The organism is Rhizobacter fulvus, assembly GCF_964020785.1.
On sequence record NZ_OZ224516.1, the window covers coordinates 1,280,603 to 1,303,416 of the forward strand.

Annotated in this window: 22 protein-coding genes; 7 read left to right on the plus strand and 15 right to left on the minus strand. The window is 67.0% G+C overall.

What is annotated here, in order from left to right; genetic code table 11:
- Positions 1–55: 55 nt before the first annotated feature.
- Positions 56–1,675 (plus strand): esterase/lipase family protein, encoded by a 1,620-nt coding sequence (locus ACWH49_RS06180; protein WP_448170656.1) that lies wholly within the window; start codon positions 56–58, stop codon positions 1,673–1,675.
- Between the two features lie 390 nt (positions 1,676–2,065).
- Positions 2,066–2,716 carry a hypothetical protein gene (locus ACWH49_RS06185; protein ID WP_448170657.1) on the plus strand — a complete coding sequence of 217 codons (651 nt, stop codon included), beginning with the start codon at positions 2,066–2,068 and terminating at the stop codon, positions 2,714–2,716.
- A 464-nt stretch (positions 2,717–3,180) separates the two neighbouring features.
- On the opposite strand, the gene ACWH49_RS06190 is transcribed toward ACWH49_RS06185, so the two are convergent.
- Positions 3,181–3,438, minus strand: coding sequence for a hypothetical protein (locus ACWH49_RS06190; protein WP_448170658.1), 258 nt, complete (start codon positions 3,436–3,438; stop codon positions 3,181–3,183).
- An 827-nt stretch (positions 3,439–4,265) separates the two neighbouring features.
- On the opposite strand from ACWH49_RS06190, the gene ACWH49_RS06195 reads away from it, so the two are divergent.
- Positions 4,266–5,267, plus strand: a complete 1,002-nt coding sequence (locus ACWH49_RS06195; RefSeq protein WP_448170659.1) for a hypothetical protein — start codon at positions 4,266–4,268, stop codon at positions 5,265–5,267.
- Between the two features lie 486 nt (positions 5,268–5,753).
- A complete protein-coding gene (locus ACWH49_RS06200; protein ID WP_448174318.1) occupies positions 5,754–6,254 on the plus strand; it encodes an H-NS family nucleoid-associated regulatory protein in 501 nt (166 codons plus the stop codon).
- A gap of 42 nt (positions 6,255–6,296) precedes the next feature.
- Here the strand turns inward: ACWH49_RS06200 and ACWH49_RS06205 are convergent, their stop codons facing one another.
- Complete coding sequence (locus tag ACWH49_RS06205; RefSeq protein ID WP_448170660.1) at positions 6,297–6,617, minus strand: hypothetical protein; 321 nt, start codon at positions 6,615–6,617, stop codon at positions 6,297–6,299.
- A gap of 22 nt (positions 6,618–6,639) precedes the next feature.
- On the opposite strand from ACWH49_RS06205, the gene ACWH49_RS06210 reads away from it, so the two are divergent.
- Positions 6,640–6,834 carry a tyrosine-type recombinase/integrase gene (locus ACWH49_RS06210; RefSeq protein ID WP_448170661.1) on the plus strand — a complete coding sequence of 65 codons (195 nt, stop codon included), beginning with the start codon at positions 6,640–6,642 and terminating at the stop codon, positions 6,832–6,834.
- Between the two features lie 792 nt (positions 6,835–7,626).
- Here the strand turns inward: ACWH49_RS06210 and ACWH49_RS06215 are convergent.
- The 13 genes from ACWH49_RS06215 to ACWH49_RS06275 all read right to left on the minus strand — a co-directional run bounded on the left by ACWH49_RS06215 (position 7,627) and on the right by ACWH49_RS06275 (position 20,841).
- Positions 7,627–8,565: a cation diffusion facilitator family transporter gene (locus ACWH49_RS06215; protein WP_448170662.1), complete on the minus strand. Its 939-nt coding sequence runs from the start codon at positions 8,563–8,565 to the stop codon at positions 7,627–7,629.
- A gap of 12 nt (positions 8,566–8,577) precedes the next feature.
- Complete coding sequence (locus ACWH49_RS06220; protein WP_448170663.1) at positions 8,578–8,949, minus strand: cytochrome C oxidase subunit IV family protein; 372 nt, start codon at positions 8,947–8,949, stop codon at positions 8,578–8,580.
- On the minus strand, positions 8,942–9,595 hold the full coding sequence (locus tag ACWH49_RS06225; protein ID WP_448170664.1) for a cytochrome c oxidase subunit 3: 654 nt from the start codon (positions 9,593–9,595) through the stop codon (positions 8,942–8,944). The genes ACWH49_RS06220 and ACWH49_RS06225 overlap by 8 nt, the downstream gene beginning before the upstream one ends.
- Positions 9,592–11,232 (minus strand): cytochrome c oxidase subunit I, encoded by a 1,641-nt coding sequence (ctaD, locus tag ACWH49_RS06230; RefSeq protein ID WP_448170665.1) that lies wholly within the window; start codon positions 11,230–11,232, stop codon positions 9,592–9,594. Before ctaD ends, ACWH49_RS06225 begins: the two co-directional genes overlap by 4 nt.
- Positions 11,229–12,200: a cytochrome c oxidase subunit II gene (gene coxB, locus ACWH49_RS06235; protein ID WP_448170666.1), complete on the minus strand. Its 972-nt coding sequence runs from the start codon at positions 12,198–12,200 to the stop codon at positions 11,229–11,231. Before coxB ends, ctaD begins: the two co-directional genes overlap by 4 nt.
- Entirely contained in the window at positions 12,197–13,057 is an 861-nt protein-coding gene (locus tag ACWH49_RS06240; RefSeq protein ID WP_448170667.1) for an SCO family protein, read from the minus strand. The genes coxB and ACWH49_RS06240 overlap by 4 nt, the downstream gene beginning before the upstream one ends.
- On the minus strand, positions 13,054–13,452 hold the full coding sequence (locus tag ACWH49_RS06245; RefSeq protein ID WP_448170668.1) for a hypothetical protein: 399 nt from the start codon (positions 13,450–13,452) through the stop codon (positions 13,054–13,056). The genes ACWH49_RS06240 and ACWH49_RS06245 overlap by 4 nt, the downstream gene beginning before the upstream one ends.
- Entirely contained in the window at positions 13,445–14,536 is a 1,092-nt protein-coding gene (locus ACWH49_RS06250; RefSeq protein WP_448170669.1) for a hypothetical protein, read from the minus strand. Before ACWH49_RS06250 ends, ACWH49_RS06245 begins: the two co-directional genes overlap by 8 nt.
- Positions 14,536–15,216, minus strand: a complete 681-nt coding sequence (locus ACWH49_RS06255) for a c-type cytochrome (RefSeq protein ID WP_448170670.1) — start codon at positions 15,214–15,216, stop codon at positions 14,536–14,538. The genes ACWH49_RS06250 and ACWH49_RS06255 overlap by 1 nt, the downstream gene beginning before the upstream one ends.
- The gene (locus ACWH49_RS06260; RefSeq protein ID WP_448170671.1) at positions 15,213–15,752 is read right to left on the minus strand and encodes a DUF3341 domain-containing protein; all 540 of its coding nucleotides are present in this window, start codon (positions 15,750–15,752) and stop codon (positions 15,213–15,215) included. The genes ACWH49_RS06255 and ACWH49_RS06260 overlap by 4 nt, the downstream gene beginning before the upstream one ends.
- Complete coding sequence (gene nrfD, locus ACWH49_RS06265; RefSeq protein ID WP_448170672.1) at positions 15,749–17,116, minus strand: NrfD/PsrC family molybdoenzyme membrane anchor subunit; 1,368 nt, start codon at positions 17,114–17,116, stop codon at positions 15,749–15,751. The genes ACWH49_RS06260 and nrfD overlap by 4 nt, the downstream gene beginning before the upstream one ends.
- Positions 17,113–20,058 (minus strand): 4Fe-4S dicluster domain-containing protein, encoded by a 2,946-nt coding sequence (locus ACWH49_RS06270; protein ID WP_448170673.1) that lies wholly within the window; start codon positions 20,056–20,058, stop codon positions 17,113–17,115. The genes nrfD and ACWH49_RS06270 overlap by 4 nt, the downstream gene beginning before the upstream one ends.
- 114 nt (positions 20,059–20,172) lie before the next feature.
- Positions 20,173–20,841, minus strand: coding sequence for a cytochrome c3 family protein (locus tag ACWH49_RS06275; RefSeq protein ID WP_448170674.1), 669 nt, complete (start codon positions 20,839–20,841; stop codon positions 20,173–20,175).
- A 106-nt stretch (positions 20,842–20,947) separates the two neighbouring features.
- Here ACWH49_RS06275 and ACWH49_RS06280 point away from each other — a divergent pair, with 106 nt between their 5' ends.
- Together ACWH49_RS06280 and ACWH49_RS06285 are read left to right on the plus strand one after the other, a co-directional pair.
- Positions 20,948–21,415 carry a DUF2231 domain-containing protein gene (locus ACWH49_RS06280; RefSeq protein WP_448170675.1) on the plus strand — a complete coding sequence of 156 codons (468 nt, stop codon included), beginning with the start codon at positions 20,948–20,950 and terminating at the stop codon, positions 21,413–21,415.
- Complete coding sequence (locus ACWH49_RS06285) at positions 21,412–22,791, plus strand: PQQ-dependent sugar dehydrogenase (protein WP_448170676.1); 1,380 nt, start codon at positions 21,412–21,414, stop codon at positions 22,789–22,791. Before ACWH49_RS06280 ends, ACWH49_RS06285 begins: the two co-directional genes overlap by 4 nt.
- Positions 22,792–22,814 lie beyond the last annotated feature (23 nt).

Consider the following 22,814-nt stretch of genomic DNA (forward strand, 5'->3'; position numbering starts at 1 on the left):
CGCGCCGATTGGGCGCGGCTCATTTCGGCGGAAATATCGTGGAGGTGTTGCATTGATGTCTAAACTGTGCATCGCGCTCGGCGCGGTCATCGTGTCAGCCTGCTTGGCAGTGCAACGTCCAGCCCTCGCAGCCGAACTGGTTGAGTTCGCACCGGGCTTCACGCACCCATGCCAAACGCAAGGTGGAGTGCCCGGCGAGGACAAGACGCGCGCACTCATCTGGCATCGCTGCCGCAACACCGACACGGTAATCGTGTTCATCCATGGCTTTAATTCGAACAATCGCGAAGCCTGGCTAAACACCAACGGGACCTTCTGGCCTGACTTAGTTCGCTCCGACGGAAAGTTTGATGGTGCCTCGATCGTCCTGCTTCCTTTTTACACGACATTGACAAGCGGGGACTACTCGCTCTTCGACGCCAGCCAGGGCATCTGGAACGAACTATCACGCAGCGATGCGCAGATCGGACGTTCGGCACTGGACCACACAAACATCGTGTTCGTCGCGCACAGCACAGGCGGCGTGCTGCTTCGCTACATGCTGACCCAGCGGCAGGGGGAAGCAAAGCTGCGCCGCAAAAGGATTGGACTTTTCCTTGTGGCTTCACCAAGCGAAGGGAGTGATGCACTGTGGCGCTTGAACCCAGTGGCGTCAGTCGTGCCCAGCAACAAGATGCTCTCGCAGCTTAAACCCGGCAGCGACTTTCTGAACGAACTGCTGCAGACGTTCCAGAACCTCGTGGGCAAGGAAGAGATCTCGCGCGGGTGGAAGCTCTACGGCCGAGAGTTCGCGGAGACGAACCCAATTGCCTGCGCCTTCGTAAACAAGTTGACCTGCATGTGGACAGATCTGATGGTCGTTTCGAGGACGTCTGCCATGCGCTACTTCCCCGACGGACTGACGATTCCAGACAAGGACCACCTGTCAATTGCGAAGCCTGACGGCCAGACCGATCCGATTCACGTTGAGTTGCGCTCCTTTTTTAATGTCAACATCGGGAATTCATTCGTGCGCGCAACGATTCCGATCCCGTACTACTACACGGTAACGCAGCCGCCACTCGCACCCACTCGCCCCGCGGCGTCGGCCGGAGGGCCATTGGAGGGCGCCCCCTTGTGGCGCTGGACCGTCGCGGACGGCAAGTGCTACAGCGCGGAAGGCTCGAGCATGACGGGTGGCTGTCAGAAGCAGTTTGACATCCACAACTTGAAAGAGCGTGGCATCGACGTTAATCGGGTCGTCTTCTGCGGCCTGTCAGGAAACACAACGTCCGGCTCCTGCTCTGAAGTGGCGGCGCCCTCGCCGAACCCCGGTACGCTCAAGGTTGCCTTCAATGCCGTTTCGGGCCAGGCGACTACGACATGGGATGGCAGGGATACGGCACCTATCTCCGCCAATGCCGGCGAGGGCCGGTTCCAGCTGTTCGAGGTCCGACTGGACCGGACTCCGGCGAGGGTGCCCCCTCCCGCCCCGGTGGACTTCTTCAGGAGCAGCGACTACACGCAATGGATTCCCAGAGCTGAACGGCAAGGGGCCCGCATTCTGAAGGTCACTGTCTTCCCGAATCAGTCCTTCGATGTGACACCGGGCTTTGAGACCGACGCTTTCAAGGAGTCGATGATGGTGGTCGGCGACCCGTCGGTACCGCGTCAGGTTCGCTACCGGCCACGATAGCGTGGTACTTTTCCGCGCCGGGCAGGCCAGGGATCGGATTCACGCCATATAGGCCCGCTCGCCTTGGTGGGCCTGCACATCGTCCCCGCAACTCGCACGCTCCGACTTTGCAGATCGATTGTTCGAGTCGGTTCAGAAAGTACGCTGGCAGCGTTGAGGCGTGCTTACATCCGGGGTACTCGACCTTTGCGTGATCGCAAGGGACACGCCGAGAGCGTCGTGCGGACGACAGCGTATTGGAACAGCGGTCCTGCTTCGCTGAGAGTCCGCGCGGCATCGCATGGAAGCGCAGCTCGGGCCGCCGATCGGACACGTGGGATTGACACGAAGCAAGCATTGTGAGAGGTTCAAACGGAAATCTGCGCCCGCTTCTTTTACGGGAGTGTGACTATGTCGACTTCTACGCCGAGCGAACACAGCACCGAGGCGAAGAACAATGGTTCCGCGAACTCAGCAGCTGATCAAAAAGTCCCGCCTGCACCCGGCAAGCAGCCCTGGTGGCAGGTGATGGTGGTGTATCCGACCTTGGCAGTGACCCTGGTCACGGCAATTCCTACATACGCCGAGAAGTTCGAGGCGTGGCGCAAAGGACTCGAGCGACAAGAGTTAACTGCTGCCAAGGAGCGAAATCGGCTCATAACGAAGAACATGGATTGCATGCTCGCGCCAATCGACTGGGTCAACACAGCCAACAAGACGCGCGTCGACGCAACCATTTGCTACAACACTGGTGACATTTTGGTCCGACTCAACTGGGGGGCTGATCAACAGTTCATGGATGTTGTGTCCAACGACAGAATCCGTGCAGCCGCTGAATCGGAAAAGCGAGCTAGTTTGTTTCTCTCTAGCGCTTACGCGGCATCAGGCGAGCAGCAAGGGTTCCCCAATGCTCAAGAGCAGGTGATTTGCCAGCGATGGCTTTCGGATGGGCATCTTCTCCAACGGATTCAAACAACGCATGGATGCTTCGACCAAGTGCTGAATACTTATCGCGGCGTCATCCAGTCCCGCCAACCTGCGCCATGTTCCCCACAATGCTGAGGGAACGGTTCTTCTCGACTCTTCAATGTCGCGCTCGGGCGTCGGGTGGCGCCATTCTTGCGCTGATTGGAGCTGCCGCAGTTGGGCAGCCTGTCGCCGAGCGGCCACGCCCCGCGGCGTCGGCAGCTTCCTCGCCGGCGGCACCCTGCGCCGTAGCGTCCGGCGCCGCTGCTGATGTCAAAGTGAAGTTGGACATCGAGAAAGGCAAGTCGTGCTTGGCCGCACAACCTGCATCTGGAGCGTCAACACCTCGCGGTGGCTTGCGCTGATGTGAAGACGAGATCTCAGTCCTTCACATGGCCGAGTTCGCCAGAAGGGCTAGTTCGGCGGAGTGTTGAGCAAGGACTTGACAAGCGCCAAGTAACGCCCTTGGCCCCCCCCGCTTTGCCATGTAGCCCGCCACCTCCAGGCTGATAAGTCCGTGGATCGCACCACAGAATCTCTGGGTGAACTCCTCTGGGTCTTCACGGCGAATCAAACCTTGCGCCACAGGAAGCAATCGCCGCTTTCAGCACCTTGAAGGTGGTCAAACCAAACCGCCGGCTTGAGGTGGACGCGTTGAACTCGCGGCGGACGCGGCTGAACATGACTTCGAAGTAGCCTGGTCTCTTTGGCGCCGCAGTCCGGTACGGGACGGCCAGATCCGCAACGTAGCGAAGACCGCCCCCCGCTTCTTGGTGGGCCTGAGCGATGCTTAGGTTGCCGACGGCAATCTGCAGCATCTGATCAGCAATGCATGGCAGCGCGTCGGCTCATCACAGACACCCGCTCGGAACGAATTGAGTCTTGCATCTGACCCGACTGTGGCTGTCGAGCCAATGCGTCCAACGTCCGAATTCTCTCGGCTAGGGCTAGGCACTCGGATGCCTGAGGCGCAGGCGGAGCTGTCGCGCCGACCGCTACGGCGTTCATCGGCGCTCCGTACAGCTCGGCAGCGGACGCCGCCTCGCGGCTTGCCATGGCCACCTGCTCGTCAAATGGCAGTGCGCCCGGGACCGTGGTGATCCTATCGATGGTCGCCCTTTGACTGCTGCAGGTCCCATTAGTCCAAAAGGCGCTGCCTGCGTAGCTCTTACAAAGGTAAATCGTGGCCCGCGCGGGAGGAGACTCGTACTGTGGCCGTCGGTAGGCAGCAGTCTCCTCGCTGCGTTCGACTTGCACGGGCGCTCGCTGCGGTTGCAGGGGCGGCGCCTCCATGACAGGTCGCAGCGTCGCTTCAGCTCGTACTGCGCGCGGTTTTTGGGCTCGCATGCGCTCGGAGGCTGCGTAGAGACCTAGCGCCGCGATGATCAGGAGGCACAAAGTCACCGCCAACGAATGTGACTCGCGTCGCGGCCTAAAGGGCGAAGGACCGTCGGTAAACATGGCGCCGAGAATACGGTGGTCAGTGCAGTTACGCATCAGGCATTCGTGGGCTTGACGATGAACAGGGAACTTAGTTGCTCCCGGCCTCCTTGCCATTCGTTGCCTTGGCCCTCAGCGCCGAAGGCTGCCAAGCGCCGCTCGATCTGACATCGTCGCTATTTAAAAGCGCCGCGCTATGCGGAGCATGTTCAGAATATCGGCTCAATATCAATGCTCGCGTCACACCGATCCGCTGAGATCGCTCCTTCGCCACGGCGAAGAGGCCTACGCCGTTGACTCGATAGTCCGGCAAGACGGAGCATACGTAAAGCGCATCGTCGCGCAGGGCGGCGGTCAGTTGATGAGCCGCGACGCGACGTTCGGCAGCAAAGCCGTTCAACGTCGCGGCGCATGGAGCTATTTCGACTGGGACTGCCAGGATGAACTTCTAGACCCCAAGAGCTACCGCGCGCTAATGAAAGCTGTCGACCTCGACTTTTCAAAGGCAGCTCCATTTGACTTGCAGTCTTCCAAGGCACCCCCGGCGCTCAAGGCTATTGCGCGCGAGGCGACCAATGCCACCTGGTGGCAGGTCTGTCACCCAAGAATCAATATTGTGTTTAGCGCTGCCTCCGCGATTGAACGTCTGATAGCGCCGACCTCCCCGATTGCCGCTCTCCTACTGAGCCCGTTTCGCGAGTGCGGTATCACTCACTCGCGGGATCAAGAGAACATGCTGCTCGTAATTTCTCCTCGAACCGCGAACTTTCGAACGTTGGCCCGTGCGCAGGGAAACTACGTCCAACACGAGGCAGCGAGAATGTGCGACGCCCTATGTTTGAGCTATTGGGCATACAGAGCTGATGGCTATGCAGCGCTTGACGCCCTCGCTCATCACATGGCCTCCGACGTCCCGCTCGCACTTCCGCCATTCCGAGAAAGCGTGAACGTGCAGATCGTCGGGGTCCGCGTCGGAGACACAATATTTGCGCAGAGCTTGACCACAGACGCCGGCAAATGCCGATGGCCCATCGAATGGAAGAGTCTGCACATATTGTCGTCTGGTCGCATGGGAGGTGCCGAGTACTTCCCCCTCCCTAGTGCGCCGACAAACAAGACCGTCAATCCAGCAACATTCACTCGGACCGGAACGAAGCGGTGCGAGCAGTTGCTGGAGCAGCTTGGCCTTCTGCGTGGGTGGACGTGACTCAGCACGGGGGTCTTCTTGGCTTGACTCAGATCGTTCGATCAGCCGGGGCAGAACGCAATGACACTTCTTCGCGCGTGAGTGCGGCGCAGGTTAAAAAGGCTGCGACCGTCGAGAAGGACTGTCGCTTGGAACTGGCCAATCCTGACCACCTTTTGTACGGATGCCCTGAACCGCTTTGCCGAAATTCTCCTGCGATCAATGCGGCGCGTGACATAGATCAAATCCCTCAAGGGAACCAGATAGCAGCATCGCGATGTCTGCGCGAGTCGAACCAGCGACCCTGGGCGGTTCGGCTCGCCTCGAAACGAATGGGCTCGCAGGCCCTCGATCCTGCGGTACTTCGATCGAGATTGCTGCATTCGGTACTGTTGCGTTCTGAGACATTGACCCCCGACAACCAGGATATGTAGACCAGAGGGAGTTTCGGAGACAATGCAGTTCTAGTGTTGACAGAAAGCGAGAACCCGAATGGCTCGAACACTTATGGAAGTGCGGAAACAGATCGCTCAGCTGAAAGCCGTTGAGGACAAGCTGCGGCAGTCTGAGGCTCAAGGCGTAATCGCGAGAATTCGCGAGGCTATCGCCGTCTATGGCCTGACCAAATCTGACTTGTTTGGCGATCCTTTGACGAAAGCCGGGAGTAGGCCAAAGAGCAAGAGAGCCACGGGCGTGTCAGCTCAATACTCAGATGGGTCAGGAAATACGTGGTCTGGGAGAGGGCGTAGACCGGGTTGGATTGCTCAAGCCCTAAGCGAGGGGAAGTCACTGTCGGATTTCTCCGCCGGCAAGGCCCCGGACGCGAACGAAGAACCCTCCGCCAAACTTGGCACCATGGTACGGAAGTTGAAGACCGCAAAAGCCCCTAAGAAGGTTGCCATTAAGTACCAGAGCGCGGGCCAAACTTGGTCGGGTCGCGGCTCCCAGCCAAAATGGCTAAAGGCCGCTCTCGCAGAAGGCAAAGCCCTGAGCGATTTCGCCGTTTGATGCCAGATCTGGCCTGCCCTACCAAGCTGGCCAATCCGTAGCCTAGAAGCGCAGGGCATTGCGCGGCTCATCGCAATGTCGGCGTGTGAACTGCGGCGTTTCCGTGTTCGATTCGCGCATGGCCACATCGAGAGCGATCGCACCATTCTCGAACATCGGCGGGCGCCCCGTTTCCTCAAGCACGGCGAACTGGCCGAACGGCTGCAGGCTGCCCTTGTACCTCGCCGACTGCAACGTGGGAGCGTCGACCAGCCTGACGTCGTTCGACCATCCGACCTCGTTGAGGATCCAGCGAACGCGATGGTCACGGACCTGACCCGCCGCAAAAGGCGGCGCCCACTTCATGGCGGTGACGGTGAGCATTAGCGTCCTCCAAATCCATCGCGTGAAGACTTGGCTCGGCGATGCGTTTGGCCATTCGTTCGCTACCGAGCTTCTGCGCAACGGCAACGACATCCGCACGGTCCAGGAACTGCTCATACACACGAATGTGGCGACGACGATGATCTATACGCACGTCCTCAAGCTCGGTGGCGGCGCGGTGCGCAGTCCGGCAGATGCCATGGTTGGACTGGGATAGAGCATTAGTGGCTGTCGCGCGCGGAACGGACTGCCGCAAAGCGGCCTGCCGCGTCCGGCCGGAAATGGCCGGGACTGTGAGTACGTCGCGCTGCTTGGCAGCTGCCCATCGAACTAGGGCGGTGTCACGCAGCGGCGCTACCGACGGTCAGCTCAATGGCAAGGGCGCGAACTGGAAGTTCCGGCCACAAGTCGACATTCACGAAGGTCCGGTATGGGTAGGCGAGTCCGACGGGCGGCGGACCGCTTTCCCGCCCAGCTTCCACACGTGCGGGAAATCATGGCGGTGGCCACATCCGCGTGCCCAAGGTGTTCCTGCACTGAACGCGCGTCGCCCGCAGACTGTGCCGTGTACAGGATCACTTATTCCATGGCCTCGAATTAACGGGGATTGAAGCTGACGGTATCGCCGAGAAAGTCGACGCGCCAGAAGTGGCGTCTACCGACTTCGGCTTAGATCATATTCAACAGTCCGGTCGCCTAAGCCAGTGGCGAGTCAAGCTCGCACCGCTCGATGCTCGAGCGCCTCACCCACGACTATCGCGTGCAGCGCCAGGACTTCGCGCCGACCACCTACTGGCGCCTGACCGACAAACGGCTCGAGATCACGGTGCGATTCATCGGCCACGACCACGGCATCAGGAAGATCAAGGACGCGATGAGTCGCGAGGTGCTGGCGCAACTCGACGCCGCCGGCATCAGCCTCGCCTCGGCCACTTTCGAAATCACCAACCTGCCCGAAGTGAAGGCGAAGCTGAGCGCGTGGCCGTTCCCGCGCGTAACTGCCGCGCCGCTATCCGTCGCAGTCGGCGTCGTCGGTGCGCGCAAGCGCCGCTGGCTCCTGCGGCGACAGCTTGCGCGCCTCGATGTAGATGCGCCGGATGACGGGGAAGCGCTCGCGCACCTGGCGCTCGATCGTGGCCACCGTCTCGGCCACCCGCTGGGCCGGCGTGCCGTCCGCGAACTCCACGTCGAGAACCAGCAGCACCTCCGCCCGACCGATGTACATCGAGAGCGGGCCGCTCACGGCCTTGACGCTGGGCTGCGCCCGCACGATGCGGCGCACCTCGGCCGACGTCTCGGGTCGGATGCCCTCGCCGATCAGCAGGCCGCGCGATTCGCGCACCAGGAGCACCGCCACGCCGGCCAGCAGCAGGCCGATCACGAGCGAGGCCACGCCGTCGAGCACGGGCATGTTCCAGCGGTGGCTCGCGAACACACCGAGCGCGGCCACGGCCAGGCCGAGCAGCGCGGCGGCGTCCTCGGCCAGCACGGTGTAGGTGGTCGGGTCCTTGCTGCCGTGCAGGGCAGTCCAGAACGGCCGGCCCCGACTCTCCTTCAGGAAATGGTGCAGCGCCACGCCGAAGCTCGCGCCCTCGAACACTGCCGCCGCGCCGAGCACGATGTAGCTCCACATCGGGTCTTCCAGCGGCACCGGGTCGCGGATGTGAACGATGCCTTCGTAGAACGACACGCCGCCGCCGATGCCGAAGATCAGGCTCCAGAAATACAGTTCCTTGCCATGGCCGAACGGATGCTGCTCGCTCGCCGGCCGCTCGCTCAGCTTGCTGCCCACCAGCAACAGGACGCCGTTGCCGGTGTCGACGGCCGAGTGGATGCCCTCGGACAGCATCGCGGAACTGCCGGTGAGGCCGGCCACCACGAATTTCGTGATGGCGATCGACACGTTGGCGGCGATGGCGCCGTAGATGACCATGCGACTTTCGGCCATGGGCGGTGTCCCTCAAGGGGTGGTGGTGCTGCGCTCGCGCAGCGGTTGCAGTTGCCGGGGCGCCTGCACGGCGGCGGCATCGGTGGCCCGCGTCGCATAGTCCATGCCGGCCAGCGTGGCGAGCACTGCCAGCGTGGCCAGACCGGTCGCGGCGACCAGGCGGGTCAGCGGCCGGGCGTGGTGCAGTCGCATGAAGAGCCACACCACGATCGCCGACTTGAGCACCGCGATGCCGATGCCGGCGACCGCGTTCAGCGCGCCCAGCCGCAGGGTGGCGCTGCCGAGACTGCACAGCAGCAGCGCCAGCAGCGCCGACCAGGCGAGTAGCACCCCGCGCAGCGCGGGCGGGAAGCGATGCGTAGCGTCGTCGCGCGGGTCAGCCATGGCGATTCACGAGGTAGAGCAAGGGGTAGAGAAAGATCCACACGATGTCGACGAAATGCCAGTACAGCCCGGCAATCTCGATGCGGCGGGGCGGTGCCCAGCGCCGCGCGCGGGCCGTGCCCAGTGCGAACGTGCCGAGCACGCCCACGCCGATCAGCAGGTGCAGCGCGTGCAGCGCGGTCATGAAGAAGTACAGCATGAAGAACAGTTCGGCACCGGCCGTCTCTGCCAGCGCAAAGCCCGGGCCGGGGAAAGGGCCCTCGCGCCATTCCTGCCGGTACTCGACGCCCTTGACCGCCAGGAACGCCAAACCCAGCGCAGCCGCGCCACCCAGCAGCCACGGCACCCAGCGCGGCCGCGCACCGAGGCGGCCGCAGGCGGCGGCCAGCGCCACCAGCGCGCTGCTCGTGAGCAGCAGCGCGGTGTTGAGCGTGCCCAGCCACACGTCGGTATGGCGGCTCGCGAGCCCGAAGCCGTCCGGCCACGCGGCCCGGCCGTAGACGTAGGCGCCGAGCAGCGCGCCGAAGAACAGCACCTCGGTCGCCAGGAACACCCACATGCCGAGTTCGGGCGTGTCGATCGGCGCAGCCTCGGGATGCACGGTGCCGGGTGCGGGGTGCGCCGCGGTGGGCAGCGGTGCGCTCATCGCTCGTCGCTCTGGGCTTGCGCCGACGCGGTGCCGACCCGGCTGCCGTCGCCTTCGAACGGATGCTCGGGGTCGTAGTCGTACACGCGCTGCGGCGGACGGGGCGGAACGTCGAAGTTGTGGGTCGGGGGCGGCGATGCCGTCTCCCACTCCAGCCCCTTCGCGCCGAATGGGTTGGGCCCTGCCGGGCGCCCGCGCCACAGGGACCACGCGAGGTAGCCCAGCGGCATCAGGTAGCCGACCGCCAGCACCACCGCGCCGGTCGAAGAGAACATGTTGAGCACCTGGAACTCGGGCGGATACGTGTGATAGCGCCGCGGCATGCCGCGCGCGCCCAGCAGGTACTGCGGGAAGAAGGTGAAGTTGAAGCCGAGGAAGATGCACACGGCGGCGATGCGCGACCAGACTTCCGGGTACAGCCGGCCGGTGACCTTGGGCCACCAGAAGTGCAGCGCGCCGAAGAAGGCCATCACCGAGCCGCCGACCATGATGTAGTGGAAGTGCGAGACCACGAAGTAGGTGTCGCTGAGGTGCACGTCCAGCGAGACGGAGGCGAGGAACAGCCCCGTGAGTCCGCCGATCGTGAACAGGCCGACGAAGCCGAGCGCATAAAGCATCGGCGCGTCGAAGCGGATCGACCCCTTGTACAGCGTGGCCGTCCAGTTGAAGACCTTGATCGCCGACGGCACCGCCACCAGGAAGCTCAGGAGCGAGAACACCAGGCTGGCCGCGAGCGACTGCCCGGCCACGAACATGTGGTGTCCCCACACCAGGAAGCCGACGCTGGCGATGCCCAGGATCGCGTAGGCCATGAAGCGGTAGCCGAACACCGGCCGCTGCGCGAAGCACGGGATGATCTCGCTCACCACGCCCATGGCCGGCAGCACGATGATGTAAACGGCGGGGTGCGAGTAGAACCAGAACAGGTGCTGGAAAAGGAGCGGGTCGCCGCCGTGCGCGGGATCGAACACGCCGACCTGGAACAGGCGCTCGGCCACCACCAGCAACGTCGTGATCGCGAGCACCGGCGTGGCCAGCACGAGGATCACGCTGGTGGCGTAGATCGACCACACGAGCAGCGGCAGCTTGAACCAGCCCAGGCCCGGCACGCGCAGCCGGTGCACGGTGACGATTAGGTTGAGCCCTGTGAGGATGGACGAGAAACCGGTCACGAACACGCCGACCAGCACCACCGTGACGTAGGTATTCGAGAACATCGACGAGTACGGCGTGTAGAAGGTCCAGCCCGTGTCCACGCCGCCGAGGAACAACGCGACGAGGATGATGGCGCCGCCGGTGACGAACAGGTACCAGCTGAGCAGGTTGAGCCGCGGGAAGGCGAGGTCGCGCGCGCCGATCATCAGCGGCACCAGGAAGTTGCCGAACACCGACGGGATCGACGGGATCAGGAACAGCCACACCATGATGACGCCGTGCGCGGTGAACAGCTTGTTGTAGGTGTCGTGCCCGACCAGGTCGGCGGCCGGCGTCGCGAGCTCGAGGCGGATCAGCGTGGCCGCGGCGCCGCCGATGAAGAAGAAGCCGGTGATCGCCACGGCGAACAGGATCGCGATGCGCTTGTGGTCGCTGGTGGAGAGCCAGGAGCGCAGGGTCAGCCCGTCGGTGAGGTAGCTCATCGCGGCGCCTCCACTGCGCCCGTGTCGTGCAGGTACGCGATCAGGGCCTGGATGTCCTCCTCGCTCACCTGGCCGGCGAACGACGGCATCAGCGGCTGGAAGCCGGCCACGACATCCTTGCGCGGGGTGAGGATCGAGTCGCGCAGGTAGTTGTCGTCGGCCACGACGGTGCGGCCGTCCTGCAGGTGCACCTGGCGGCCCGGCAGGCCCTCGAGCAGCGGCGCGTGCACGGTGGACCGCGGGCTGTGGCAGCCGCTGCAGCCGAGTTGGCGAAACAGTGCGAAACCGTACTGTGCGAGGCTGGGCTCGGCCGGCCCTGCGGCGAGCCAGCGGCTGTACTCGTCCGGCGGCATCACGACGATGCGGCCGAGCATCTGCGAATGCTCGGTGCCGCAGTACTCGGCGCAGAACAGCCGGAACTCGCCCGCTTGCGTGGGCGTGAACCAGAGCGCCGTGTAGCGGCCCGGCAGCACGTCCTGCTTGAGGCGGAAGGCGGGCACGAAGAAGCTGTGGATCGCGTCCTGCGAGGTCATCTTGAGCAGCACGGGTTCGCCGAGCGGCACGTGCAGCTGGTTGATCTCGCGCCGGCCGTTGCGATGCTGCAGTTTCCACATCCACTGCTTGGCGACCACGTTGACGGGCAACGTGTCGGCCGGTGGCCGGTAGAGCTGCATGTAGTCGAACCCCGTCCAGGCGAACAGGCCGATGAAGATGGCGAGCGGCGTGAGCGTCCAGCCGATCTCGAGCCAGGGCAGGTTGCGGCGCGCGTTCGAGCGGTCGACCTTGGCGCCGCGGCGGTAGCGCACGGAGAACACCACGATCAACATGCCGACGGCAAGCGCCATCAGGCCGCACAGAAGCAACAGCGCCGTGAAGAGCGCGTCCGCGTGGGTAGCGGCGCTCGACGCGGACGGCTGCATCAGGTGGAAGCCGATGCCCGCGTCGTCGGCGGCCACGTGGGTGGTCATCGCACCGCTCCTTCGCTGCGCCGGGGCAGCCCGCGGTGCCGCCACAGCCATGCCGCCAGCCCGCCGACGAGCAGCAGGCAGGCGGAGCGCAGGCCCCAGAGCACGGCCCCGCTGTAGCGGCCGAGCCGCGGGTCGACGTGGGCGCACATCAGCGCGATGCGATCGGTGAAGCTGCCGATGCGCCCGTGGCCGGCGTCGACCACCGCGCTTCGCAGCGCGGCGGGGTCGAACTGCACGCCGGTCTGGTAGCTCGAAATGCGACCTTCGGGCGAGACAACGATCACCGCAGCGGCGTGCGCAAAGCGCGCGGCCGGGTCGTCGGCGAACGCGGTGCGCTGGTAGTGGACGCCGGCGCTGCGAGCCAGCGTCCGCAGGCTGGCCTCGTCACCGGTGAGCAGCCTCAGGTCGAGCGCGGGCTGCTGTTTGGCAGCGGGCGCGTCGGCTGCGAGGAACGAGGCGTAGGCCAGCTCCGCACTGCGACGGGCGAGCGCGTCGGCGGGCGTCTCGGCCGGATCGAGGCTGACGCGCACGATGCGGTAGTCGGTGCGCGACAGGCCGCTGTGCTGCAAGGCCTCGAGCAGCCCGTGCATCAGCAGCCCGCACAGCTGCGGGCAGCGGTAGTAGCCGAAGACCAGCAGCACCGGCCGGTCGCCGAACGCGGCGCCCAGCGGCTGGCGGTGCGCGGCGCTGTCGGTGAGCGTCAGCGCCAGCGGCAAGGGCGCATCGAGCCGCTGCTCGAGCCGCGCATCCGGCGGCACGGGCGCCGGCGCCAGCGGCTGCGCGCCCACGGCACACGCCGTGCAAGCCGACACCGCAGTGACGACGATGCCAGCGATGGTGCGCAGGCGATGGGTCATGGCGCGCCTCCGGCGGCGCTCGCCGCGGCCCCGGTGGGAGCCGCGCTCGAGCCGGGTCCAGCCACGGCGCGCGCGGCCAGCAGGGCCATCGCGTCGTCGATCGGGATGTGCGCGATGCCCGCATCGACATCGACCCAGCCGCTGCCGTCGAGCTGCCGCCGCTTCTGCGCGATGTAGTCCGTCAGCTCCGGCTGCGGGGCGCTCTGCAACCGCGGACCGGGCACCGCGAGCTCGTAGTCGCGCTCGAGCCGCTCGCCGCCCGGCGGCACGCCGCGAAGGTGCAGCCATCCGAGCACCGCGCCCACCGTCGCCAGGATCACCGCGGCGATGGCCGCAGCCGCCAGCCCGATGGTGCCCAGGTGCAGGTCGCGCTCGGGGAGGCGGCGTTCAGGCATGACGCGCCTCCGGCGGCGGGCGCGTTTCGGCGCCCGCGTCTGCGCCTGCCGCCAGGGTCGCAGGCAGGTCGCCGAACAGGAGCAGCGCGATGCCGACGGTCAGCAGCGGCACCAGCCACCAGCCGGCCGGATCGTGCGGCGCGACGGAGGGCAGCACCAGCCACGTGGTATTCAGCAGCTGCGAGGCGAGCAGGGCCGCGGCGACGCGCTTCAAGCGGCGCGGCCGGTCCTTCACGCGGCGCTGCAGCAGCGCGAGCAGGGGCAACGCGAGCTGCAGCAGCACGAGCGCGACGCCGACCCAGCGCCAGCCTGTCTGCAACCGCGGCACGTACCACGCGATCTCGTGCGGCAGGTTCTCCGACCAGATGATCAACAGTTCCATGAACGCGAGATAGGCCCAGCTCATCAACCACATCAGCAGCAGGTTGCCGAAGTCGCGCCAGATCGGCGGCTGCTCCGGCGCCCTCGGCGCCGCCGAGCCCGCCAGCAGGACCACGCCAAGCGCCGTGCCGCCCAAGGCCTGTCCGGACATCACGACGAGGCCGAACCCCGTGCTGTACCAGCCCGGCACCAGCGACATCAGCAAGTCGACCGAGGCCAGCGTGACCGACACCGCGTAGAGCGCGAGCGCCGCCGCGGCGCGCCCCTTCGTCGCCAGCATCGCAGGGCGCGCGAGCCACCACCACAGGCTGCCGTACAGCAGCGCCCGGACCCAGAAGAAGCCGGGCTGCAGCCACAGGCCGGGAAACGCCGGCCGCGCCATCGAAGCTGCCCACGTGCTGGCGGGCTCCACCATCCACGGGTACAGCGCCGACATGCCCGCCGCCAGCGGCAGGAACGACAACAGCAGCAGCGGCACGCTTCGCGCGGGCAGCAGGACGGCCGGACGCAACACCTCACCCCAGCGCCCGCCGCACAGGCGATGAATCCACAGGTTCACGAACCCGCCGAGCACCAGGCCGAGCAGGTACCACCACGCCACCAGCCAGCTCCCGAAGAAGAGCCGAGGGCTCGACCACAGGCCCGCCACCGCGGCGCCCGCGAGCACCGCCAGGCCGATCAGCCGATGCCGTCGCGGGCGCATCACCGCCCCTCCTGCAACGGGACCGCATGCCAGGCGGCGGGCGCGCTGGCGCTCGTCGGCGCGGGCATGCCGCGCAGCTGCGCCTGCAGGGCCGGCGGCAGCGCCGCGACCTGCGCATGCTGGCTCAGCTGCAGCGCGCGGATGTAGGCCACGATGGCCCAGCGGTCCGTTGGCGCCACCCGATCGGCATACGAGACCATGACGCCGTAGCCGTCGGTGATGACGTCGAAGAAGTGGCGGTCGGGCGCCTCGCGCAGACGCGGCAGGTGATAGCTCGGCGGCGCCGGGAACCCGCGGCGCACGACCGCCCCGTCGCCATCGCCGACGGGGCTGTGGCACGGCAGGCAGTAGATGGCATAGCGCTGCTGGCCCCGCTGCAGCAGCGCCGCGGTGATGGGCGGCAAGGCGGTGCGTGCCATCGCGGCATCGCGCTCGACCGGCTCCTCCTGGCCGCGCCGGCCGCTGCTGGTGGCGGCGAGATCGCCGCTGGCGCGCGCGACCGTGCCGGGAGGCGGCGGGCGCGACGCCTTGCCGTTCGCGAACAGCGGGCTGGCCTCGCCGGGGTCCTTGCGCGGCTGGTCGTACATGTTGCGCATCAGGCGTTCGCAGCCGCCGAGCCCGACCGCTGCGGCCAGCGACGCCGCCAGCAGTGGCAGCCGCGATTCGCCGAAGCGCTTCATACGCGCACCTCGCTGCGCCGCATCGGCTGCAGGCTGTCGACCAGCGCCGCGGTGGCAGCGGCGTCGAACTGCGCGTCGTCGCTGCGCAGGCAGAGGAAGAAACGGTTGCGGGTGGCCGCGTCGATGTCCGGCGTGTGGAACACCGGCGCCGCCAGGTCGGGCAGGCGATTGCCGATGAGCACCGCGCCGAAGGCGGCGAGCGCCGCACCGAGCACCGCCAGCTCGAACGCCACCGGCACGAACATCGGCCAACTGTGCAGCGGCCGCCCGCCGATGTTGAGCGGGTAGTCGATCACGGCCGAATACCACTGCATGAAGTAGCCGCCCGCGCCGCCGAGCAGGCCACCTGCGAACGTGACGGCGGGCACGTGGGTGGGTCGGTGGCCGAGCGTATCGTGCAGGCCCTCGACCGGGAACGGTGAGTACGCCTCGAGCCGGGTGTAGCCCTGCGCGCGCACTGCATGCGCCGCCGCCAGCAACTGCTCGGCCGTGGCGAACTCGGCCATGACGCCCCAGGGCGCATCGGCTCGGCTCACTTCGCGCTCTCCTTCGCCAGCTCCCGCATCTCGGAGATCGAGATCGCCGGCAGCACGCGGATGAACAGCAGGAACAGCCACACGAACATCGAGATCGAGCCGAGCAGGCAGATCCAGTCCCACACCGTCGGTACGAACAGGCCCCACGATGACGGCAGGTAGTCGTGGTGGAGGCTCTGCACGACGATGGTGACGCGCTCCATCCACATGCCGACGTTGATCACGATGCTGACCGCGAACAGCGCCAGCGCGCTGCGCCGCACGCGCCGCCACCACAGCACCTGCGGCGCGACCAGGTTGCATGCCATCATCGTCCAGTACACGGCTGCGTAGGGGCCGGTCCAGCGGTCGATCGTCATCGCGACCTCGTAGGTGTCGCCGCTGTAGAAGGCCATGAAGATCTCGCAGAAGTAGCTGTACGCCACCAGTGCGCCGGTGGCCAACAACACCTTGGCGGCGTGGTCGAGGTGCACCGTGGTGATGAAGTCCTGCAGGCCGAAGGCGCGACGCAGCGGGATCGCGAGCGTGAGCACCATCGCGAAGCCCGAGAACAGCGCGCCGGCCACGAAATAGGGCGGGAAGATCGTCGAGTGATAGCCCGGCGTGTTGCCGATCGCGAAGTCCAGGGACACCACCGAGTGCACCGACACGACGAGCGGCGTCGCGAGGCCGGCGAGCAGCAGGTAGGCCGATTGGTGGCGCTCCCAATGCCGCGCCTCGCCGCGCCAGCCGAGCGCGAACAGGCCGTACGCGAGGCGCTTGAAGCGGGTGGTCGCGCGGTCGCGCAGGGTCGCCAGGTCGGGCATCAGGCCGAGGTACCAGAAGAGCAGCGAGACGATGAGGTAGGTCGCGATCGCGAAGAAGTCCCACACCAGCGGGCTGCGCCACTGCGGCCACAGGTTCATGCGATCCGGGTACGGCGCGAGCCAGTAGAAGAACCAGGGGCGCCCGAGGTGGAGCACCGGGAACAAGCCGGCGATGCCGGCGGCAAAGAGCGTCATCGCCTCGGCGAAGCGGTTGATCGAGGTGCGCCAGCGCTGGCGCAGCAGCAACAGCACCGCCGAGATGAACGTGCCGGCGTGACCGATGCCGATCCACCACACGGTGTTGGCGATCGCGAAGCCCCACGCCACCGGGATGTTGATGCCCCAGATGCCCACGCCCTCGTAGAACAGGTACGCGATCGCACCGAGGAACACCAGCGTGCCGGCGAGCGTGCCGCAGAAGGCCAGCAGCCACGTCCGACGCAAGGGGCGCTGCAGGACCTGGTCGGTGATCTTGTCGCCGATGCTGGCGTAGTCCCAGCCCGCGCGCAGCACGCCGATGTCGCGCGACACGGGCGGCCCGTCGGTCGCGGCGCTCATGACTGCCCGTCGGTGCGCTCGCTCACGCGCGCCAGGTAGGTGGTGCGCGGCTGGGTGTTCAGCTCACCGAGCAGCGCGTAGTGACGCGGCGACGCCTTGACCCTAACCACGTCGGCCGCCGGGTCGTTGAGGTTGCCGAAGTGGATCGCCCGCGTCGGACACACGCTCTGGCACGCGGTGACGACGTCGCCGTCGACGAGCGTCCGCCCCGTGGTCTCGACATGGTGCCGCGCCCGGGCGACGCGCTGCACGCAGTAGGTGCACTTCTCCATCACGCCGCGCTGCCGCACCGTGACATCGGGGTTGCTTTGCGCCTTCAGCGTCTCGGCGTCCTCGTCGGCGAACTGCAGGAAGTTGAAGCGCCGGACCTTGTACGGGCAGTTGTTGGAACAGAACCGCGTGCCGATGCAGCGGTTGTAGACCTGCACGTTCAGGCCTTCGCTGTCGTGCACGGTGGCGCCGACCGGGCACACCAGTTCGCAGGGCGCCTTCTCGCAGTGCATGCACGGCAAGGGCTGGAAGACGGTGTTGTCGATCTCCGGTGCCGCGTACGTGTCGACGCGGATCCAGTGCATCTCGCGCCCGGCCGCGACCTGCGCCTTGCCGACGACCGGGATGTTGTTCTCCGCCTGGCAGGCGATGGTGCAGGCGTTGCAGCCGATGCAGGTGTCGAGATCGATCGCCATGCCCCAGGCCGGCCCGTCGTACGTGACCTCCGGGTAGAGCGACGGCGGTGGCGGGCCCGGCTCGGCGATGCGCTCGCCCGGCGCCAGCGTGCGCGCAATCTCGCGGCTTCCCTGGCCGAGTTCGTGTTGGGTGACGGCGAACGCGTGGCGCGCGTCGGTGCGCTGCAAGGTCACCGCCGCGAGGGTGCCGGATGCGGGCAACAGGCGGTACGCGTCGATGCCCACGCCGGTGCCGACACGGCCAGCCCGACGCCGCCCCTGCCCGAGCGTGAGCGTGGCCACCTGCTCGGCATGCCGCGCGTCGACCCACACCGGCACGTCGATCGTCGCGCTGCCGACCTGCGCACGCACCTTGTCGCCGGTGCGGAGCTGGCGCTGTTCGGCAGTGCGCGGGCCGAGCTGCAGCGCGTTGTCCCAGGTCATCTTGCTGAACGGGCGCGGCAACTCCTGCAGCCAGCCGACGTTGGCGAACTGACCGTCGTGCACCGCCGGATCGGGCAGGAAGAGCAGCGGCAGGGAGGCGTCGGCGGCCGGCGCCGGTTCGACGGCAGCCGCGGCCGCCGCCATCAGCCGCGCGACCGGCGCGGCGGGCGGCGTGACCGGATCGAACGCGGTGCCGTCAACCACGCCGCGGCGCAGCGACTCGCGCCAGAACGCATCGAAGGTGGCGCCGGCCTCGCGGCCCTGCTGCCAGTGACGCTGCACCAGCGCATGGCCGGAGCGCTCCAGGTCGCCCGCCAGCAGCGCGAGCAGTTCGGCCGGTGAGCGACTGTCGTAGAGCGGCGCGATCGCGGGCTGCAGCAGCGTGACGCTGCCGTCGTGCGCGCGCGCGTCGCCCCAGCGCTCGAAGTCATGGCTCAGCGGCAGGTGCCACTCGCAGGCGGCGCTGGTTTCGTCCGCGTGCAGGCCGGCGTGCACGCTGAAGCCGACGCGGGCGATGGCGGCGGCCACTTCCAGCGCTGCCGGCGCGTCGTAGACCGGATTGCCGCCGAGGATCACGAGCGTGTCGCCGCGACCTTTGTTCAGCGCCTGCACGAGCTCGGCCAGGGTGCCCGGCGCGGCGCCTTCCGCGTCGGGCGCATCCGGCCGGTCGGGCGCCTCGATAAGCGACAGCGTGCGTCCGATCGCGCCGAGCCGCTGGTTGAGCGCCATCACCAAGGCATGCGCGTGTGCGGACAGTCCGCGCCCGGCCAGCACCAGCGCGTCGGGACCGGCCGCTCGCAGCGCCTCGACGAGCCGGCTTTCGAATGCGGTCTCGGCCGCGTCGACGGTCGGCGCGTCGGACCCGGGGGCCGATCCACCAGGCCCGAGCAACGTGCTCGCCAGGCGCTGCAGCAGCCGCTCGATGCGCGCCGGTGGGAGCGCGAGGCGCCGGTCGGCGCGCGTGCCGAACAGCGTGGGTGCCACGTCGACGGCGAAGAGCTGCGGTGCGCGGCCCGCGTCACGCCCGGCCGCGCGCGCACGGGCCCAATCCATGGCATCGCGAACGGCGCCCGGGCCATCGGTGAACGGGTCGGCCGCCAGGCCGACGATGCAGCGCCCGCGCTCGAGGCGCAGCACCGGCGCGAACGTGCGGCCGAACGCGAGGCGCATCCCCTCGACCGCAGCACTGTCGCGCACCGGCGCATGCATGTAGGCGCGGGCGCCGGGATAGCGCGCGACCAGCGCCCTCAGCAGCGCGCGCTCGGTCGGCGATGTGAGCGGCCCGGTGAGCACATGCAGGCGCGCACCGGCACCGGCTCGGCCGAGCTGCGCGGCCCGTGTCTGCCACGCTGTCTCGAATGCCGGCCAGCTCGACGCCCCGGCGTGGGGCAACGCGCCGGCGCGCGGCTGGCCGAGCCGCTGCTTGACGCCGCCGGCACGGTCGGGGTCCCACAACTGGAGCACGGCAGCCTGGACGAACACGTCGGTGGCGCCGAGGCTGGACGGGTGCAGCGGGTTGCCCTCGACCTTGATCGGCCGGCCTTCCTTCGTGCCCACCAGCACGCCGTGCGCGAACCCGTCGCGCACGACGGCGCTGGCGTAGTAGCGAGGCAGGCCGCTCGTGCCGGCCTCCGGCATGTCGACGTACGGGTAGATGCGGTCGTTCGGCGGCGCGCTGCACGCGCCGTTGGCCAGCGCCGCGGACGCCGCGAGCGTGGCCAGCACCTGTCGGCGCGTGATGCCGGCGCTTTCCAGCTGGAGTTGGACGGGGGCCTCGTGGGCCGGATGGGGGTGCATGGTGGTCGGGCCCATGCCGCAGGGGGCACGCAGCATGCCCGCGGTGCGTGGTTCCGACGCTTGCACGAGCGCGTAATTTTTACCCGAGCTTCCGTAAAATTTGCACAACTACGATTTCTTTGGAGCGATACAGGTGTTCCTTGCGCCGGCCTAGCGGTGACACGTGGAGCAATCGGTGCGGCGGCGCTTGTCGTGCAAGGCCATGAGATCCACCAGCCTCTGGGCTTCGGTGTCGCTCACGACAAGCGGCTTCATCGACGTGATCTGGTCCGTCGGCCTCAGGTGCGGCGCCGGATTGCGGTGACAGCCGAGACACCACTGCATCTGCATCGGCGACACGCGCCAGGTGAGCGGCATCTGGTCGACGCGACCGTGGCATTCGATGCAGGCCACGCCCTTGTTCACGTGCACCGAGTGGTTGAAGTAGACGAAGTCCGGCAGCTGGTGCACGCGCCGCCATGCAATGGGCTGGCCGGTGGCGGCGCTGCGTCGCAGCAGGGCGAGCAGCGGCTGGTCCTTGAAGAGCTGTGAGTGGCAGCTCAGGCAGACGCCGGTGGAAGGCAGCCCCGCATACGCGCCGGTCTCCACCGTGGTGTGGCAGTAGCGGCAGTCGATGCCGTCGTCCCCCACATGGTGCTTGTGGCTGAACGGGATCGGCTGTCGCTGGGGCTCGCCGAGCGGCTCGTACGAGCCCGCGCGCCACAGCATCAGCACGACGACGAGCCCGACCGACGCGAACCCGCCCAGAAAGAGGAGCTTCACGAGCAGTTCGGTACGCCGCCTAAAGACCGGTCGTTCAGCGGAGTCGGGGCGGTCCATGCCTTCGCGAAGCATTCGGCAGGCCCAGAACCGCGTGAGGCGAGCTCGGACGCCGCGACGGGTACGCGCGTTGCCGCGCAGTCGAAACACAACGGAGAAACACTCGATGGCTGACTACGTGACCCCTGTGGAGCCCGGCATCGCGCGGACGATGGCGTCGATCTACCTCCTTCTCTTCCCGGTTCCGGTCGTCTGCTTCGTCGCGGCCGTGATCACCGACATCGCCTACGTGCAGAGCGAGTACCTGATGTGGCTCCATTTCTCCGAGTGGCTGATCGCCTTCGGGCTTGCCGTGGGCGGGCTCGCGGCGATCGCCTTGCTGATCGAATTCCTGGCGAGCCGGGCGGTGCGCCGCGGCAGTGTGGGCTGGGCGCACCTCGCGTTGTTCTACATCGCGCTGGCGGTCGAGGTGTTCAATTCGTTCGTGCACACCATCGACGGTTGGACCGCGGTGGTGCCGACCGGCATGACGCTGTCGATCGTCGGTGCCGTGCTCGCGCTCGCGGCCACCGGCGCGCTGTTCCAGGTGCCGGTGACCTGGGTCGTTCATCGGCCGAGGGAGGTGCGCCCATGAATGCCCGCACCCGCCGCGCTACGCACCGCGCGCTGCGCGGACCGGCCCGCATCGGCGCGCGCCTTGTCGTCGCAATGGCCGCGTTCTCGGTCTTCGCTGCCGGCGGCGGCAGCGGCGACGACGCCTTCGACAAGTCGACCCAATATGGACCCGACCCCCAGTTGCCCGCGCCATCACGCGGCCTGTTGCCCGGCATGAACGTGCCGAAGGCGGTCGCCTGGTCGCAGGGAGAGACGCCCACCGTGCCGACGGGCTTCAAGATCGAGGCGGTGGCCAGCGGTCTGTCGAACCCGCGCAATGTCTATCCGCTGTCCAACGGCGACATCCTGGTGATCGAATCGAAGAAGGGCGGCAAGGAACCGATCGAGCGACCCAAGCGGCCGGTGATGGACTTCATCGAATCGATCGCTCACGGCGGCGGCGGTGGTGGCGGCGGACCGAGCAACCGGGTGCTGCTTCTGCGCGCGGCCAGCGGTGACGGCAAGCCGACGCAAAGCGTGCTGATCGACCACCTGAACGCGCCGTTCGGCGTCGTGATGGTCGGCGACTCGCTCTACATCGCCGATACCGACGCGATTCTTCGGTTCCCGTTCAAGGTGGGCGACTCGTCGATCGGCGGCCCGCCGGTCAAGGTGACCGACCTGCCGGCCGGGCCGATCAACCACCACTGGACCAAGAGCCTCACGGCCAACGCCGACGGCTCGAAACTCTACGTCGGCGTCGGCTCGAACAGCAACGTGATGGAGCGCGGCGCGATCGCGGAGACCAACCGCGCCGCGATCTGGGAAGTCGACCCGGCCACCGGCGCCTACCGCGTATTCGCCAGCGGCCTGCGCAATCCGAACGGTCTGACGTTCTACCCCGGCAGCGACGTGCTCTGGGCCGTGGTCAACGAGCGCGACGAACTGGGCCCGAACCTGGTGCCCGACTACATGACCTCGGTGAAGCGCGATGCCTTCTACGGCTGGCCGTACAGCTACTGGGGCCAGAACGTCGACGAGCGCGTGCGACCGCAGAAGCCCGAGATGGTCAAAGCGGCCATCAAGCCCGACTACGGACTGAGTTCGCACGTGGCGCCGCTGGGGCTGGCCTTCTACAACGCGCAGGCATTCCCGCCCCAATTTGCAGGCGGAGCGTTCGTCAGCGAGCACGGCAGCTGGAACCGCCCCGACCTGAACGGCTACCGCGTCGTGTTCATCAAGTTCGAGAACGGCCGGCCCGTCGGCCAGCCGATGGACTTCGTCACCGGCTTCACGAAAGACGGCATCGCCCACGGCAGGCCGGTCAGCGTCGCGATCGACCGCAACGGCGCGTTGCTGATCGCCGACGACGTCGGCAACACGGTCTGGCGCGTGACGCCGGCCGCAACGTCATGACCGATCGCGCACGTGGTCTGCGG

What these genes read in the sequence shown, in the direction of transcription:
- ACWH49_RS06180 (WP_448170656.1), top strand. Translation starts at nt 56, where the DNA reads ATGTCTAAACTGTGCATCGCGCTCGGCGCGGTCATCGTGTCAGCCTGC.
- ACWH49_RS06185 (WP_448170657.1), top strand. Translation starts at nt 2,066, where the DNA reads ATGTCGACTTCTACGCCGAGCGAACACAGCACCGAGGCGAAGAACAAT.
- ACWH49_RS06190 (WP_448170658.1), bottom strand. Translation starts at nt 3,438, where the DNA reads ATGCTGCAGATTGCCGTCGGCAACCTAAGCATCGCTCAGGCCCACCAA.
- ACWH49_RS06195 (WP_448170659.1), top strand. Translation starts at nt 4,266, where the DNA reads ATGTTCAGAATATCGGCTCAATATCAATGCTCGCGTCACACCGATCCG.
- ACWH49_RS06200 (WP_448174318.1), top strand. Translation starts at nt 5,754, where the DNA reads ATGGAAGTGCGGAAACAGATCGCTCAGCTGAAAGCCGTTGAGGACAAG.
- ACWH49_RS06205 (WP_448170660.1), bottom strand. Translation starts at nt 6,617, where the DNA reads ATGCTCACCGTCACCGCCATGAAGTGGGCGCCGCCTTTTGCGGCGGGT.
- ACWH49_RS06215 (WP_448170662.1), bottom strand. Translation starts at nt 8,565, where the DNA reads ATGGCCGAAAGTCGCATGGTCATCTACGGCGCCATCGCCGCCAACGTG.
- ACWH49_RS06220 (WP_448170663.1), bottom strand. Translation starts at nt 8,949, where the DNA reads ATGGCTGACCCGCGCGACGACGCTACGCATCGCTTCCCGCCCGCGCTG.
- ACWH49_RS06225 (WP_448170664.1), bottom strand. Translation starts at nt 9,595, where the DNA reads ATGAGCGCACCGCTGCCCACCGCGGCGCACCCCGCACCCGGCACCGTG.
- ctaD (WP_448170665.1), bottom strand. Translation starts at nt 11,232, where the DNA reads ATGAGCTACCTCACCGACGGGCTGACCCTGCGCTCCTGGCTCTCCACC.
- coxB (WP_448170666.1), bottom strand. Translation starts at nt 12,200, where the DNA reads ATGACCACCCACGTGGCCGCCGACGACGCGGGCATCGGCTTCCACCTG.
- ACWH49_RS06240 (WP_448170667.1), bottom strand. Translation starts at nt 13,057, where the DNA reads ATGACCCATCGCCTGCGCACCATCGCTGGCATCGTCGTCACTGCGGTG.
- ACWH49_RS06245 (WP_448170668.1), bottom strand. Translation starts at nt 13,452, where the DNA reads ATGCCTGAACGCCGCCTCCCCGAGCGCGACCTGCACCTGGGCACCATC.
- ACWH49_RS06250 (WP_448170669.1), bottom strand. Translation starts at nt 14,536, where the DNA reads ATGCGCCCGCGACGGCATCGGCTGATCGGCCTGGCGGTGCTCGCGGGC.
- ACWH49_RS06255 (WP_448170670.1), bottom strand. Translation starts at nt 15,216, where the DNA reads ATGAAGCGCTTCGGCGAATCGCGGCTGCCACTGCTGGCGGCGTCGCTG.
- nrfD (WP_448170672.1), bottom strand. Translation starts at nt 17,116, where the DNA reads ATGAGCGCCGCGACCGACGGGCCGCCCGTGTCGCGCGACATCGGCGTG.
- ACWH49_RS06270 (WP_448170673.1), bottom strand. Translation starts at nt 20,058, where the DNA reads ATGCTGCGTGCCCCCTGCGGCATGGGCCCGACCACCATGCACCCCCAT.
- ACWH49_RS06275 (WP_448170674.1), bottom strand. Translation starts at nt 20,841, where the DNA reads ATGGACCGCCCCGACTCCGCTGAACGACCGGTCTTTAGGCGGCGTACC.
- ACWH49_RS06280 (WP_448170675.1), top strand. Translation starts at nt 20,948, where the DNA reads ATGGCTGACTACGTGACCCCTGTGGAGCCCGGCATCGCGCGGACGATG.
- ACWH49_RS06285 (WP_448170676.1), top strand. Translation starts at nt 21,412, where the DNA reads ATGAATGCCCGCACCCGCCGCGCTACGCACCGCGCGCTGCGCGGACCG.